This is a genomic window from Micromonospora sediminimaris (assembly GCF_016863575.1).
In the GTDB taxonomy this organism is placed as follows: domain Bacteria; phylum Actinomycetota; class Actinomycetes; order Mycobacteriales; family Micromonosporaceae; genus Micromonospora; species Micromonospora sediminimaris.
The window spans coordinates 1-14,295 of sequence record NZ_BOPD01000031.1; the positions used below are offsets into that span (position 1 = coordinate 1).

A 14,295-nucleotide genomic window follows, 5' to 3' on the forward strand; every position below is an offset into this window, starting at 1 on the left:
AAACGGGGTGGCCCTGAAGTCGTTTCTGGGCGACCCACTACGCTCTCGGGCCGATAAGCGCGGCCGTCGTCACCTGGGGTGCCGAGGTGTACGGCGTACCCCTGGTGTGTCTTCTCGCCGGCGGCGGAGTCCTCCTGGTGGCCCTTGCCAGGCTGGCCACGCCGGTGCGGCACGCCCGTCCGGGCTGACCGGACGCGGCGGGTCAGTCTCAGCGTGGCCGGTCGCGCCCGAGGGAGGGCGCGGCAGCCGTCGCACGAGCATCCGAGTCAGCCGCCCCGCAGCCGTCAGTCGCGGGTCTGCATGCTCTCCCTGATCTGCCGCAGCAGACCGGCGGAGTCGTCGACCGAACGGGCGGGGAACATGGCCAGCACCACGCTGCCGTGGTCGGCCCAGCCGCAGACGGCGAAATCGCCGCCCTCGCCGCCGGTGCTGCCGCACTTCATCACGCCGCCCAGCCGCCCCGGCGACACGCCGCGGAGCCCGGTCACGGCTGCGGTCTCGTCTGCCATCAGCTCGAACAGACTTTCCAGATCCCGCTCAGGCTGCCACAGCAGAGTGGTGCCTCCGAAGATCAGAACCGATCGCCGGGCGTCGGCCGGGTCCTGGTAGACGGCACCGAAGCTGCTGTCGAGCTGAATGTCGGCAGCCAGTCCGCTCCGCAGGTAGTCGGCGGTGCTGGCAGCCCGGTCGCTGCTGTCCAGACGAAGACCGGCGACCTGGTCGGGGATGGTGATCCGGGCGTCCTTCTGTTGCACGATCCGCCAGCCCCAGGTGCCGAACGCGCCCACCCCCACCAGCGCGATGATCGCGAGCGCCGCCACGACCAGACGTCGCCGCCGGGACCGCACGCCCGGCCGGTCGGTGGCGTCTGCCGGCTCGCGGTCGCCCAGTTCGATCGGCTCGTCGGTCAGCTCGACCGGCGGAGCGCCCTTGTCGAGCTGGCGGGCACTGAGATGTGCGTCGGACATAGCCGACACCGTACGCGAACGACAGGTGGCGCACGTCGGGTCCGTCGAAGCGCTCCGTAGACTTTCAGGGTGACCGAGAGACTGGATGCCCGCCGCCCCGACGCCCCGACCCTCGCCGGCCAGTATCAGCCGAGTGAGGTAGAGCAGCGACGGTACGAGCAGTGGGTAGCCGACGGTCGATTCCGCGCCGCCGCGGACAGCGAGCGGCAGCCCTTCACCATCGTCATCCCGCCGCCGAACGTCACCGGCTCGCTGCACATGGGCCACGCGCTCGACCACACGGTGCAGGACGCGCTGGTGCGGCGCAAGCGGATGCAGGGCTACGAGGCGCTCTGGCTGCCGGGCATGGACCACGCTGGCATCGCCACCCAGAACGTGGTCGAGCGGCAGCTCGCCGCGCAGGGGCTCTCCCGTCACGACCTGGGCCGGGAGAAGTTCGTCGAGCGGGTGTGGCAGTGGAAGGCGGAGTCCGGCGGAGCGATCCTGGGCCAGATGCGCCGGCTCGGTGACTCGGTCGACTGGGACCGGGAGCGCTTCACCATGGACGAGGGCCTGTCCCGCGCCGTGCAGACAATGTTCAAGAAGCTGTACGACGACGGCCTGATTTACCGGGCGAACCGGATCATCAACTGGTGTCCGCGCTGTCTCACCGCGCTGTCCGACATCGAGGTGGAGCACACCGACGACGACGGCGAGCTGGTCTCGATCCGGTACAGCGACGAGGTGGTGGTGGCCACCACCCGGGCGGAGACGATGCTCGGCGACACGGCGGTCGCCGTGCACCCGGACGACGAGCGGTACCGCCACCTGATCGGCACCGAGGTCGAGCTGCCGTTGACCGGGCGGCGGATCCCGATCGTGGGCGACGCCCACGTCGATCCGTCGTTCGGCACCGGCATGGTGAAGGTGACCCCGGCGCACGACCCGAACGACTTCGAGATCGGGCAGCGGCACGACCTGCCCAGCCTGACGATCATGGACGAGCGGGGGGTCATCACCGCGCACGGACCGTTCGAGGGCCTGGACCGGTTCGAGGCCCGACCGGCGATCGTGGCGGCGTTGCGGGCCGAGGGACGCGTCGTCGCCGAGAAGCGGCCGTACGTGCACGCCGTCGGTCACTGCTCCCGGTGCCGTACCACCGTCGAGCCGCGGTTGTCGTTGCAGTGGTTCGTCAACACCTCGCCGCTGGCCAAGGCGGCCGGCGACGCGGTACGCGACGGTCGGGTGCGCATCGAGCCGGCGGAACTGGCCAAGCGCTACTTCGCCTGGGTCGACAACATGCACGACTGGTGCATCTCCCGGCAGCTCTGGTGGGGCCACCGGATTCCCGTCTGGTACGGCCCGGCCGGCGAGGTGGTCTGCGTCGGCCCGGACGAGCAACCGCCGGCCGGCGAGGGTTGGCACCAGGACGAGGACGTGCTTGACACCTGGTTCTCCAGCGGCCTCTGGCCGTTCTCCACGCTCGGCTGGCCGGAGCAGAGCCCGGACCTGGCGAAGTTCTACCCGACCAGCGTGCTGGTCACCGGGTACGACATCCTGTTCTTCTGGGTCGCCCGGATGATGATGTTCGGCCTGTACGCGATGGACGGCCGGCAGCCGTTCGACGTGATCGCCCTGCACGGAATGGTCCGCGACGAGCACGGCAAGAAGATGTCCAAGTCGTTCGGCAACGTGGTCGACCCGCTGGACTGGATCGACAGGTACGGTGCCGACGCCACCCGGTTCACCCTGGCCCGGGGCGCCAACCCCGGCGGCGACGTGCCGGTCAGCGAGGATTGGTGCCAGGGCTCGCGGAACTTCTGCAACAAGCTCTGGAACGCCACCCGGTTCGCGCTGCTCAACGGTGCGCACACCGACGGCCCGATGCCGGACGCCGGACGGCTGTCGACCGTCGACCGGTGGATCCTGTCCCGGCTGGCCCACGTCACCGCCGAGGTCGACGAGCAGTTCGAGTCGTACGAGTTCGCGAAGGTCTGTGACCTGCTGTACCACTTCGCCTGGGACGACGTCTGCGACTGGTACGTGGAGCTGAGCAAGCCGGTGCTGGCCGGCGGTGGCGAACCGGCCGAGGTCAGCCGCCGGGTGCTCGGTCACGTCCTGGACCAGTTGCTGCGGCTGCTGCACCCGGTGATCCCGTTCGTCACGGAGGAACTGTGGACGGCACTCACCGGCGGCGAGACGGTGCTGACGGCAGCCTGGCCCACGGCTGACCGGGCGCTTATCGACGACGCGGCCGAGACGGAGGTGGCCACCCTCCAGCGGGTGGTGACCGAGGTCCGCCGGTTCCGCTCCGACCAGGGCCTGCGCCCGACCCAGCGGGTCGCGGCGCGGCTCGACGGACTGTCCGGTGCCGGTGTGGCGGCGCACGAGCCGTTGATCCGGTCGCTGGCGCGGCTGGATCCGGCCGGTGACGATTTCCAGGCCAGTGCGACGCTGGCCATGCCGGGTGAGGTAAGTGTCGCGTTGGACACCCGAGGCTCGATCGACGTTGCCGCCGAGCGGGCTCGGTTGACCAAGGATCGCGCGGCGGCGGAGAAGGAGGCGGCGCAGGCCCGGGCGAAGCTGGACAACCCGGCGTTCGTCGGTAAAGCCCCCGAGCACGTCGTATCCAAGATCCGCGAACGACTGTCGGTCGCCGAGGCCGACCTGGCTCGCATCGATGCCGCCCTGGAGGCACTTTCCTCGTGACCGACCCTGTCGACCGCACCGACCCTGTCCGCGCCGACCGGCCGGGTGCCGTACCCAGCGAACCGACCGACCGCGCCCGTACCGGTGATGGTGCGGGCGCGGACCGCCGGGAGCGGACCGGTCGGGCCGAGCGTGCCGCCTTCGCGCAGGTGGAAGCCGAACTGGCCGCGCGTGGCTTCACCCGGATGGTCTTCGAGCTGGATCGCATCTCGTCCCTGCTGGACCTGCTGGGCAGCCCGCAGCGGGCGTACCCGTCGATCCACCTGACCGGGACCAACGGCAAGACTTCCACGGCCAGGATGATCGATTCGCTGCTGCGGGCCTTCGGGCTGCACACCGGGCGGTACACCAGCCCGCACCTGGAGACCGTGCGGGAGCGGATAAGCCTGGACGGCGAGCCGGTGGACGAGGCCCGGTTCAGCGCCGTGTACCACGAGGTGAAGCCGCTGGCCGAACTGGTCGACGACCGTTCGGCCGAGCCGCTGACCTACTTCGACATGACCACGGCGCTGGCCTTCGCCACCTTCGCCGACGCCCCCGTCGACGTGGCCGTGGTCGAGGTGGGTCTCGGTGGCGCCGAGGACGCCACAAACGTCATCCAGGCGGGGGTGTGCGTACTGACCCCGGTCGGGCTCGACCACACCGAGTGGCTCGGTGACACGCTCCAGGACATCGCGGTGGCCAAGGCCGGCATCATCCACCCCGGTGCCACGGTCATCTGCGCCGCTCAGGAGGAGGAGGCCGCCCGGCCGATCCTGCAACGTTGCGCGGAGGTGGGCGCGACCGTGGCCCGGGAAGGCTCGGAGTTCGGCGTACTGCGCCGGGCTGTCGCGGTCGGCGGTCAGGTGCTCACCCTGCAAGGGCTCGGTGGGGTGTACGAGGAGGTCTTCGTCCCGCTGCACGGTGCCCACCAGGCACAGAACGCGGCGGTGGCGCTGGCCGCCGTCGAGGCGTTCCTCGGTGCGGGTGCCCGTCGGCAGCTCGACGTGGAGGCGGTGCGGGAAGGCTTCGCCGCCGCCAGCTCCCCGGGGCGGCTGGAGCGGGTGCGTTCCGCGCCGACGATCCTGCTCGACGGCGCACACAATCCGCAGGGCATGGCGGCCACGGTCACCGCGCTCCAGGAGGAGTTCGCGTTCAGCAAGCTGGTCGCCGTCATGGGAACCCTCGCCGACAAGGACGCCGCCAGCATGCTGGAGCTGCTGGAGCCGGTGGTCGACCAACTGGTGGTGACGCGGAACAGTTCGCCCCGGGCCCTACCGGTCAAGGAACTGGCCGCGCTGGCTGCGGAGGTGTTCGGCCCGGACCGGGTCGAGGTGGCCGAGGAGATGCCGGACGCCATCGAGGCGGCGGTTGCGCTGGCCGAGGAGGACGTGCCGGGCGAGCTGGCCGGCGTCGGGGTGCTCATCACCGGTTCCGTGGTGACCGTGGCCGACGCCCGCCGGCTGCTGAAGCGATGACCGGCGACGGCGACGGCCAGCCCCGCCGGTCGGGCCTGCGCGACCCGCAGCGGGCGGTACGCGGGCTCGGTGCGGCTGCCCTCGCCCTGGAGGCGTTGGTGCTGCTGCTGGCGATCCAGCCGATCCGGGCGGTCGGCGCTGACCTCGGTGGCGCGGCGATCGCCGTGGTGGTGGCGCTGGCCGTGGTCTCCGCCGTGCTCGCCGGCATGATGCGCCGGCCGTGGGCCTGGCACGCCGGCACCGTGTTGCAGGGCCTGCTGCTGTTGGCCGGCCTGCTGCACTGGTCGCTGTTCGTGCTGGGCGTGATGTTCGCGCTGGTGTGGGCGTACGCGCTGCACGTGCGCCGCGTCATCCTCGGCTGAGAGCGGCCGCGGAGGTGCGTCAGGCTACCGGCTGCCCCAGGGGCCTCGTCATGCCTCGGCGAGTTCCCGCCACTGGGTCAGCGCGATGCCGTGCCCGTCGGGGTCGCGGAACGCCGCCGCCCACACCTCCAGCTTGCTGCCACGGTTGACCACCCGGGGCGGGTAGGTGAATCGGACGCCGGACTCGCGCAGCCGCTCGTACGCCGACTGGATGTCGTCCACGTCGAGGTTGACGTGGACCAGCCGGCGGCTGATCGGCTGGGCCCCGGTCACCTCGCGTAGCACCAGGCGGGTCGCCCCCGAGGAGAGCACCGCGTTGGCGGCACCCCGGTCGACCTCGGTGAAGCCGAGTCGATCCCGGTAGAACTCCAGCGAGCGGGACAGCTCGGTCACCAGCAGGGTGATGCCCACCCCGCTGATCGGTGCTGCCGGGTCGGCGGCGTCCGGGTCGAAGCCGAAGATCGCCTCGTCCAGTTCCCCCGCGTCGACCGCCTCCGCCCGGTCTGCAGCGGACTGCGGGTGATCGTCGACAGTCCGACGGTCGACGGGCGTCGCCTGGCTGTCGGCCGCCGGGCGCTCGGTGCTGGCGGTCTGGCGCGGTTCCGGATCGTCGAGCGGCAGGTCGAGCGGGTCGACGGGATCCATCGGGTCGGTCAGGCTCGCGGCCGGGCCGGTCGGTGGCGGCGCTGATCGATCGCCCGTCGGGTCGGCAGGTTCGTCTCCGGCGGCGGTCGCCGCTGGATTGAACGGTTCCTCGGTGAACCGCTCCTCGGCGGGCATCCGAGGCGCGGGGGTGGCGCGGCGGGGCAACCGCTGCTCGTCGGAGCGTTCCACCACGGTGCCCTCCAGCACGACCGGACGGCCAGGGCGCTGGCGTACCCGCACCGTCTCGTGGTGCTCCACCGGTTCGGTCGCGGCATCGTGCGGTCGGCCGTCCGACGGACCGCCGAGTGGACCTTCGGACGGATCGCCGGAAGGGTCGTGGAAGTCGTCCTCCGGTGCCCGACCGGCCCACGGTGGCGCCTCCTGCCCGATCAGCACCTCGTCCGGCGGCACCGTGGCGAACTCGGGGGGCAGGTCGGCGGTGCTGCCGGCCTCGGTGTGGGTGAGCACCTCGTCCCAGAGCACCCGGACGTGTCGCGGGTCGTCCAACGCCACCCGGATCGGCAGGGTCTGCCCCAGCGACGGCCACTTCGACACCGGAACCCGCGGTTCGATGATCTTCTTCGAGCGGGGCGGCAGCCCGGGCGCGTCGATCACCAGTTGCAGCTCGCAGCGACCGAAGGCGTACTGGGTCGGCGGCTCGGAGGCGCTGTGCACGTGGCCGGCGCCGACGACCCAGGTGCGGCCGCCGCTGCGCACGGTGGCCAGCGCGATCGCCAGGGCCAGCAGGGCGGCACCGAGTGCGACGATGGCCCAGCTGGTCATGCCCAGGCCGAAGAGGATGACGAAGGTGGCCACGGTGCCCAGCACCGCGGCGATCAACTTGCGTACCGGTGCGATGGGTCGGTTGCCGCCACCATTCGCCACAGTGGACCTCCCGGGGGTCAGGGCCAGGCTAGGCCGGATCGGGGGCCGGGGGAAGGCCGGCCACCGCGCCGGCGCCGGGTCCGAGTCGCTAGGCTGACCGTACCCAGCCCGACCGGCTTCCGCTCTGAGGAGGAACCCAGCGTGTCCAGCAGCAGCCCGGACGACCGCACGCTCGTCCTGATCAAGCCCGACGCGGTCCGCCGGGGACTGGTGGGCGAGATCATCTCCCGATTCGAGCGCAAGGGGCTGCGGATCGACGCGATGGTGTCCCGGACGATGGACGCCGCGCTGGCCGACGAGCACTACGTCGAGCACGTCGACAAGCCGTTCTACCCGCCGCTGAAGGCGTTCATGACCGGTGGCCCGCTGGTCGCGCTCGTGCTCTCCGGTGATCAGGTCATCGAGGTGGTGCGTGGCCTGATCGGTGCCACCGACGGGCGCAGGGCCGCCGCCGGCACGATCCGCGGCGACCTGTCCCTGTCCAACCGGGAGAACCTGGTGCACGCCTCCGACTCGGCCGACAGCGCCAAGCGCGAGCTGGCGCTCTGGTTCCCCGAGCTGGGCTGAGCCAGCCGCTCGGCTCAGGCCGCCCAGGGCAGCTTGTCCGGGTTGGCCACCAGGAAGATGTCGGTGATCCGACCGGCGGCCGTGCCGAGGGTGACCGCGTACGTGTCGCCGGCCGCGGTGACCACCACGGCGGCCGGCTGGCCGTTGAGTTCCGTGCGCCGCACGGCGTGCAGCCAGCCCTTCTCCCGGACACCCAGCACGAACCGGACGACCCGGTCCGCGCCGGTGACCGGGTTGCGGGCGGCCCGCACCCGGCCGCCGCCGTCGCTCCACGCGGTCGCGTCGGCGGCGACCAGATCGGTCAGCGCGGCCAGGTCGCCCTCGGTCGCGGCGGCGATGAACGCCTCCAGCAGCCGTTCCTGCTCGGCCCGGTCGGCGGTGAAGCGGCGCTGGTCGCGACCGATCCGGACGCTCGCCCGGTGGTGCAGCTGGCGGCAGTCCTCGGCGGAGCGGTCCAGCAACTCGGCGATCTCCGCGTAGGGCAGCTCGAAGGCGGTGTGCAGCACGTAGACGGCGCGCTCCGGCGGGGTGAGCCGCTCCAGCAGGTGCAGCAGCGCGGTGGAGAGCGAGTCGCGCAGCTCGGCACGCTCCAGCGGCCCGAACGGCGACGGCGCGGTCGGCACCGGCTCCGGCAACCACGGCCCGACGTATGTCTCGCGGGCGGCCTGCCGGGCCCGCAGCCGGTCCATCGACAGGTGGGTCACCACCCGGGACAGGTAGCGACGCGGCTCGCTCACCTCGGCGCGGTCGACCCGTAACCAGCGCAGGTACGCCTCCTGGAGGATGTCCTCGGCGTCGTGTCGGCTACCCAGTAGCCGGTACGCCAGCCCGAGCAGCATCGGCCGGTGCGCGTCCAGCGCACCGGCCGCCTCCGCCGCGTCGACCGGACTCACACGTCCGTTGGCAGCTCGTTGCGGAAGGTCACCGCGATCCGGTTCCACACGTTGATTGTGGCAATCGCCAGAACCAGGTCGGCGAGGGCCTTCTCCGGCCAGAACTTCGCCGCGGCATCCCAGACGTCGTCGGGCACGCCGTGTTCGCCCAACTGGGTGACCGCGTCGGTCAGTGCGAGCGCGGCGCGTTCCCGCTCGTCGAAGAAGGGTGCCTCCCGCCAGGCGGCCACCGCGAACAGTCGCCGGCTCGACTCGCCGGCGCCGAGCGCCTCCCGGCTGTGCATGTCGACGCAGTACGCGCAGCCGTTCAGCATCGACGCGCGCAGCTTCACCAGTTCCAGCACGGTGTGGTCGACGTTGGCCCGGACGTACTTCTCCAGCCCCAGCACGGCGCCGAAGGCCTCCGGCGCCACCTCGGCCACGTTGATCCGTTGCATGACAACCTCCCCGATAGTGCGGTCTGACACCGCCTCGACGGATCGCGCGGCCCGTCGCGTGACATCTGGGGCATGTGACACCGGTCATGCGTCGTTTCGGCGGCGGTCACCCGGACGGACGCCGACGGCCACGTCCGGCCGGTACACCGAAGCGGTCAGTCCCCTCATTCAGGAGGAACGATGACCGAACTCGACCGACGTACCCTGCTGCGGGCCGGTCTGCTCGCCGGCACCGGTGTGGCCGGCGGTGCGCTGCTGGGACCGGGCGCGCTCGCCGGGCCGGCCTGGCGGCCCGCCGGGCGGCCGGTGCTGACGCACGGAGTGCAGAGCGGGGCCGCCACGGCGGACTCGGCGGTGCTCTGGACCCGGGCTGACCGCCCGGGGCGGATGATCGTGGAGGTGTCCCGCCGGCCCGACTTCCGGGGCGCCCGCCGGGTACGTGGGCCGGTGCTGACCCCGGACACCGACCTCACCGGCAAGGTGCGGCTGCGCGGGCTGCCCGGCGCCGAGCGGCTGCACTACCGGGTGCGGGTGGAGAGCCTGGACCGGCCGGGGCTGGCCAGTGCGCCGTTGACCGGCTCGCTGACCACCGCCCCGCACCAGCGGCGCGACGTGCGGTTCGTCTGGACCGGGGACATCGCCGGACAGGGCTGGGGCATCGCACCGGACTTCGGCGGGATGGAGATCTTCCGGGCGATGCGGGCGTGCCGGCCGGACTTCTTCCTGTGCAGCGGTGACACGGTGTATGCCGACAATCCGCTCACCGAGACGGTGACGCTGCCCGACGGGCGCGTGTGGCGCAATCTGGTCGTGCCGGAGAAGCTCAAGGTTGCCGAGTCGCTGGCCGAGTTCCGTGGGCAGTTCGCGTACAACCTGCTCGACGAGCACCTGCGGGCGTTCGTCGCGGAGGTGCCCCAAGTGAACCAGTGGGACGACCATGAGGTGACAAACAACTGGTATCCGGGCGAGGTGCTCACCGACAGCCGCTACACCGAGCGCCGGGTGGATGTGCTCGCCGCGCGGGCCCGGCGGGCCTTCGACGAGTGGCTGCCCACGCCGTCGCGTGGACCGCGCTACCGACGGCTGCCGTACGGCCCGTTGCTGGATCTCTTCGTGCTGGACATGCGGACCTACAAGGACCCCAACGACGGCAACACCTACGCCGATCCGAAGCGTGGCCTGCTCGGCGCCGAGCAGCGGGCCTGGCTGATCCGGGAACTGACCCGCTCCCGGGCCACCTGGAAGATCATCGCCATCGACCTGCCGCTGGGGCTGGTGGTGCCCGACGGAGCGGGCGCGCAGGAGGGGGTGGCGCAGGGCGACCCCGGTGCTCCGGCCGGGCGGGAGCTGGAGTTCGCGCAGGTGCTCGGTGCGGCACACCGGGCGGGGGTGACCGGGATCGTCTTCCTCACCGCCGATGTGCACTACACCGCCGCGCACCACTACGACCCGGCGCGGGCGGCGGTCGCCGACTTCACCCCGTTCTGGGAGTTCGTCTCCGGGCCGGCGCACGCCGGTGCCTTCGGCCCCAACGCGCTGGACGGCACCTTCGGTCCGAGGGCCGTCTTCGTCAACGCCCCACCGCGGGCCAACACCTCCCCGGCGGAGGGCTTCCAACACTTCGGCGAGGTCCAGATCGACGCCGAGACCCGAGCCCTCACCGTCCACCTCCGCGACCGCGCTGGACGCTCCCTCTGGACCACCACCCTCCCCACCCCCTAACTCGCCCCCTCACCCTCCACCGCCTCCGCGATCTTGCACTTTTCGTCCGTGCATAACGGTGTAAGAGCCGTGAAGAGGGGACCGGAACTGCAAGATCGCGGAGGGCGGGAGCGTCGGGGTTATTGGGGGGAGGGGTGGAAGGTGGGGTGGGTATCATGGGCGGGCGGCGATGATCCGGCTATCACCGGGGAGCTTCCGGAAGAACGGCCGGGTGACCGGCTCAGTAGAACCGGACGGGGCGGCCCGTCACAGCCGACCTAACGAGCGGGCGGTCGAACCTGACCGCCAAGCGGGGTGGTACCGCGGGCCCCCGAAGCGCCGGTCACGGCGTACCGGAGCGGCTCGTCCTCGCAGACCCACAGGACAGTGAGCGTCAGCGAGGAGCGACCCCCGATGGCCTATCCGTTGCACGACCCGACCGCCGGCGGCGTACCGGCGAGCCCGGACCTGCCCGCGGTCGAGCGCCGGGTGCTGGAGCACTGGACGGCCGACAAGACCTTCGAGGCGTCCGTGGATGCCCGCCCGGCCGGCGACCAGGGGAAGAACGAGTACGTCTTCTACGACGGCCCGCCGTTCGCCAACGGCCTGCCCCACTACGGCCACCTGTTCACCGGGTACGTCAAGGACGTGGTGCCGCGTTACCAGACCATGCGTGGCCGGCGGGTGGAGCGGCGCTTCGGCTGGGACTGCCACGGCCTGCCCGCCGAGGTGGTCGCCGAGAAGCAGCTCGGCATCACCAGCAAGGCGGAGATCCTCGACCTCGGTGTGGCCCGGTTCAACGACGCGTGCCGCAGCTCGGTGCTGGAGTTTGCCCAGGACTGGGAGCGGTACGTCACCCGCCAGGCCCGCTGGGTGGACTTCACAAACGACTACAAGACCCTCGACCTGGACTACATGGAAAGCGTCATGTGGGCCTTCAAGACCCTGCACGACAAGGGCCTGGTCTACGAGGGTTTCCGGGTGCTGGCGTACTGCTGGCGGTGTGAGACGCCGCTGTCGAACACCGAGACCCGGATGGACGACGTCTACCGCGACCGGCACGACCCGACGCTTACTGTGTGGTTCGAGCTGACCGCCGACGACGCCGCGCCGGAACTGCTCCGCGGGCCGGTGCGGTTGGGTGTCTGGACCACCACGCCGTGGACCCTGCCGTCGAACCTGGCGCTCGCCGTCGGCCCGGACATCGAGTACGCGGTGCTGGAGCGCGGCGGTGTTCGTCACCTGGTGGGCGCGGCGCGGCTCGACGCGTACGCCAAGGAACTCGACGGGTACCAGCAGGTCGGCACGGTGCGTGGCGCGGACCTGGTCGGCCGCCGTTACACCCCGCTGTTCGACTTCCTGGTGGAGCAGGCCGGGCCGAACGCGTACCAGGTGCTCGGGGCGGACTTCGTGACCACCGAGGACGGCACCGGGATCGTGCACCTGGCACCCGCCTTCGGCGAGGACGACCAGAACGTCTGCAACGCCGCCGGCATCCCGACCATCGTCACCGTCGACGACCACACCCGCTTCACCGCGCTGGTGCCGCCCTTCGAGGGCGAGCAGGTCTTCGACGTCAACAAGCCGGTGATCCGCCAGCTCAAGGAGCGGGGGGTGGTGCTCAAGCAGGACACCTACACCCACGCGTACCCGCACTGCTGGCGCTGCGACACCCCGCTGGTCTACAAGGCGGTGTCGTCGTGGTTCGTGGCGGTGACCCGGTTCAAGGACCGGATGGTCGAGCTGAACCAGCAGATCAACTGGACGCCGGGGCACATCAAGGACGGCTCGTTCGGCAAGTGGCTGGCCAATGCCCGGGACTGGTCGATCAGCCGCAACCGGTTCTGGGGCTCGCCCATCCCGGTGTGGAAGTCCGACGATCCGAACTACCCACGGGTCGACGTGTACGGATCGCTGGCCGAGATCGAGCGGGACTTCGGGGTACGCCTGAGCGACCTGCACCGGCCGGCGGTGGACGAGCTGGTCCGCCCCAACCCGGACGACCCGACCGGCAGGTCGGTGATGCGTCGGGTGCCGGAAGTGCTGGACTGCTGGTTCGAATCGGGCTCGATGCCGTTCGCCCAGGTGCACTATCCGTTCGAGAACCGTGAGTGGTTCGAGCACCACTACCCGGGCGACTTCATCGTCGAGTACATCGGGCAGACCCGCGGCTGGTTCTACACGATGCACGTGCTGGCCACCGCGCTGTTCGACCGGCCGGCGTTCCGCAACTGCCTCAGCCACGGCATCCTGCTCGGCTCCGACGGCCGCAAGATGTCCAAGAGCCTGCGCAACTACCCGGACGTCTACCACGTCTTCGACTCGTACGGCTCGGACGCGATGCGCTGGATGCTGATGTCCTCGCCGGTGCTGCGCGGCGGGGACATGCCGGTCACCGAGGCGAGCGTGCGTGACGCCGTCCGGCAGGTGCTGCTGCCGCTCTGGAACGTCTGGTACTTCTTCTCGCTCTACGCCAACGCGGACGGGTATCAGGCGCGGCGCCGTACCGACTCGGCGAACGTGCTCGACCGGTACGTGCTGGCGAAGACGAACGAGCTGGTGTCGACGGCCGGCGCGCAGATGGACGCGTACGACATCTCGGGCGCCTGCGCCACCGTGCGGTCCTACCTGGACGCGCTGACCAACTGGTACGTGCGTCGCTCCCGGGACCGCTTCTGGGCGGGCGACCCGGACGCGTTCGACACGCTGTGGACCGTGCTGGAGACGCTCTGCCGGGTGGTGGCGCCGCTGGCGCCCCTCACCGCGGAGGAGATCTGGCGCGGGCTGACCGGCGAGCGGTCGGTGCACCTGACCGACTGGCCGGTGGCCGAGGAGTTCCCGGCCGACCACGAACTGGTCGCCGCGATGGACACGGTACGGGCGGTGGCCTCGGCGACGCTGTCGCTGCGCAAGGCCAAGGGGCTGCGGGTGCGGCTGCCACTGGCGAAGCTGACCGTCGCCAGCCCGGCGGCCGGGCAGCTGGGGCCCTTCGCCGACCTGGTGGCCGACGAGGTCAACGTCAAGGAGGTCGACTTCACCGACGCGGTGTCGGCGTACTGCCAGCAGGTGTTGACTGTGGTGCCGCGGGCGCTCGGGCCCCGGGTCGGCAAGCAGGTTCAGCAGGTGATCAAGGCGGTCAAGGCGGGGGAGTGGGAGCTGGTCGACGGCGCTCCGGTGGCCGCCGGAGTGACCCTGGCCGAGGGCGAGTACGAGCTGCGCCTGGTCGCCGCCGACGCGGAGCACTCCGCGCCGCTGCCCGGCGGCGAGGGGGTGGTGGTGCTGGACACCACGGTCACCGCCGAACTGGCCGCCGAGGGGCTGGCCCGGGACTTCGTCCGGGTGGTGCAGCAGGCCCGCCGCGACGCCGACCTCGACGTGTCCGACCGGATCGTGGTGACCGCGTCGGGCTCCGACGAGGTCCGCGCGGCGGTGGCCGGGTACCGCGACTTCGTGGCCCGGGAGGTGCTGGCCGACAGCGTCGACTTCGCCGAGGGGATCGACGGCTTCGCCGGTGAGGTCGGCGAGGGCGTGCCAGTGACGGTGGTCGTTCGCCGCGTCTGAGTTGCACCGGAGGGGCCCTTCCGACCGGAGGGGCCCGTTCCGGCAACCCGCACTCAGCCAGCGGACCAGCCCGACCTCACGCATGCTGTCGTGGGACGGTCCGCTACGGTGACACCGCCTCTTCCCTCATT

10 protein-coding genes are annotated in these 14,295 nt (G+C 71.3%); 6 read left to right on the plus strand and 4 right to left on the minus strand.

Annotated features, from left to right (window positions below; translation table 11 throughout):
* Positions 1–284 precede the first annotated feature (284 nt).
* Positions 285–968, minus strand: coding sequence for a hypothetical protein (locus Vse01_RS22885; protein WP_093407605.1), 684 nt, complete (start codon positions 966–968; stop codon positions 285–287).
* Between the two features lie 69 nt (positions 969–1,037).
* Here Vse01_RS22885 and Vse01_RS22890 point away from each other — a divergent pair, with 69 nt between their 5' ends.
* From Vse01_RS22890 to Vse01_RS22900, 3 genes are all read left to right on the plus strand, one after another.
* Complete coding sequence (locus Vse01_RS22890) at positions 1,038–3,656, plus strand: valine--tRNA ligase (RefSeq protein ID WP_093407603.1); 2,619 nt, start codon at positions 1,038–1,040, stop codon at positions 3,654–3,656.
* Between the two features lie 185 nt (positions 3,657–3,841).
* The gene (locus tag Vse01_RS22895; protein WP_232511344.1) at positions 3,842–5,113 is read left to right on the plus strand and encodes a bifunctional folylpolyglutamate synthase/dihydrofolate synthase; all 1,272 of its coding nucleotides are present in this window, start codon (positions 3,842–3,844) and stop codon (positions 5,111–5,113) included.
* Complete coding sequence (locus Vse01_RS22900) at positions 5,110–5,475, plus strand: DUF4233 domain-containing protein (RefSeq protein ID WP_093407600.1); 366 nt, start codon at positions 5,110–5,112, stop codon at positions 5,473–5,475. The genes Vse01_RS22895 and Vse01_RS22900 overlap by 4 nt, the downstream gene beginning before the upstream one ends.
* A 48-nt stretch (positions 5,476–5,523) precedes the next feature.
* Here Vse01_RS22900 and Vse01_RS22905 read toward each other — a convergent pair whose 3' ends face one another.
* On the minus strand, positions 5,524–7,005 hold the full coding sequence (locus tag Vse01_RS22905) for a VOC family protein (protein ID WP_093407598.1): 1,482 nt from the start codon (positions 7,003–7,005) through the stop codon (positions 5,524–5,526).
* 141 nt (positions 7,006–7,146) lie between these two features.
* Here Vse01_RS22905 and ndk point away from each other — a divergent pair, with 141 nt between their 5' ends.
* On the plus strand, positions 7,147–7,572 hold the full coding sequence (ndk, locus tag Vse01_RS22910; RefSeq protein WP_093407596.1) for a nucleoside-diphosphate kinase: 426 nt from the start codon (positions 7,147–7,149) through the stop codon (positions 7,570–7,572).
* A gap of 14 nt (positions 7,573–7,586) precedes the next feature.
* On the opposite strand, the gene sigJ is transcribed toward ndk, so the two are convergent.
* A complete protein-coding gene (gene sigJ, locus Vse01_RS22915) occupies positions 7,587–8,465 on the minus strand; it encodes an RNA polymerase sigma factor SigJ (RefSeq protein WP_093407594.1) in 879 nt (292 codons plus the stop codon).
* On the minus strand, positions 8,462–8,902 hold the full coding sequence (locus Vse01_RS22920; RefSeq protein WP_093407591.1) for a carboxymuconolactone decarboxylase family protein: 441 nt from the start codon (positions 8,900–8,902) through the stop codon (positions 8,462–8,464). Before Vse01_RS22920 ends, sigJ begins: the two co-directional genes overlap by 4 nt.
* Positions 8,903–9,082: 180 nt before the next feature.
* On the opposite strand from Vse01_RS22920, the gene Vse01_RS22925 reads away from it, so the two are divergent.
* On the plus strand, positions 9,083–10,624 hold the full coding sequence (locus Vse01_RS22925) for an alkaline phosphatase D family protein (RefSeq protein ID WP_093407589.1): 1,542 nt from the start codon (positions 9,083–9,085) through the stop codon (positions 10,622–10,624).
* Between the two features lie 393 nt (positions 10,625–11,017).
* The gene (ileS, locus tag Vse01_RS22930) at positions 11,018–14,164 is read left to right on the plus strand and encodes an isoleucine--tRNA ligase (protein WP_093407586.1); all 3,147 of its coding nucleotides are present in this window, start codon (positions 11,018–11,020) and stop codon (positions 14,162–14,164) included.
* The last annotated feature ends 131 nt before the right edge of the window (positions 14,165–14,295 follow it).

Excerpts from the sequence above, each read along its gene's own strand:
- Vse01_RS22885 (WP_093407605.1), bottom strand. The coding sequence starts at position 968 with ATGTCCGACGCACATCTCAGTGCCCGCCAGCTCGACAAGGGCGCTCCG.
- Vse01_RS22895 (WP_232511344.1), top strand. The coding sequence starts at position 3,842 with ATGGTCTTCGAGCTGGATCGCATCTCGTCCCTGCTGGACCTGCTGGGC.
- Vse01_RS22900 (WP_093407600.1), top strand. The coding sequence starts at position 5,110 with ATGACCGGCGACGGCGACGGCCAGCCCCGCCGGTCGGGCCTGCGCGAC.
- Vse01_RS22920 (WP_093407591.1), bottom strand. The coding sequence starts at position 8,902 with ATGCAACGGATCAACGTGGCCGAGGTGGCGCCGGAGGCCTTCGGCGCC.
- Vse01_RS22925 (WP_093407589.1), top strand. The coding sequence starts at position 9,083 with ATGACCGAACTCGACCGACGTACCCTGCTGCGGGCCGGTCTGCTCGCC.
- ileS (WP_093407586.1), top strand. The coding sequence starts at position 11,018 with ATGGCCTATCCGTTGCACGACCCGACCGCCGGCGGCGTACCGGCGAGC.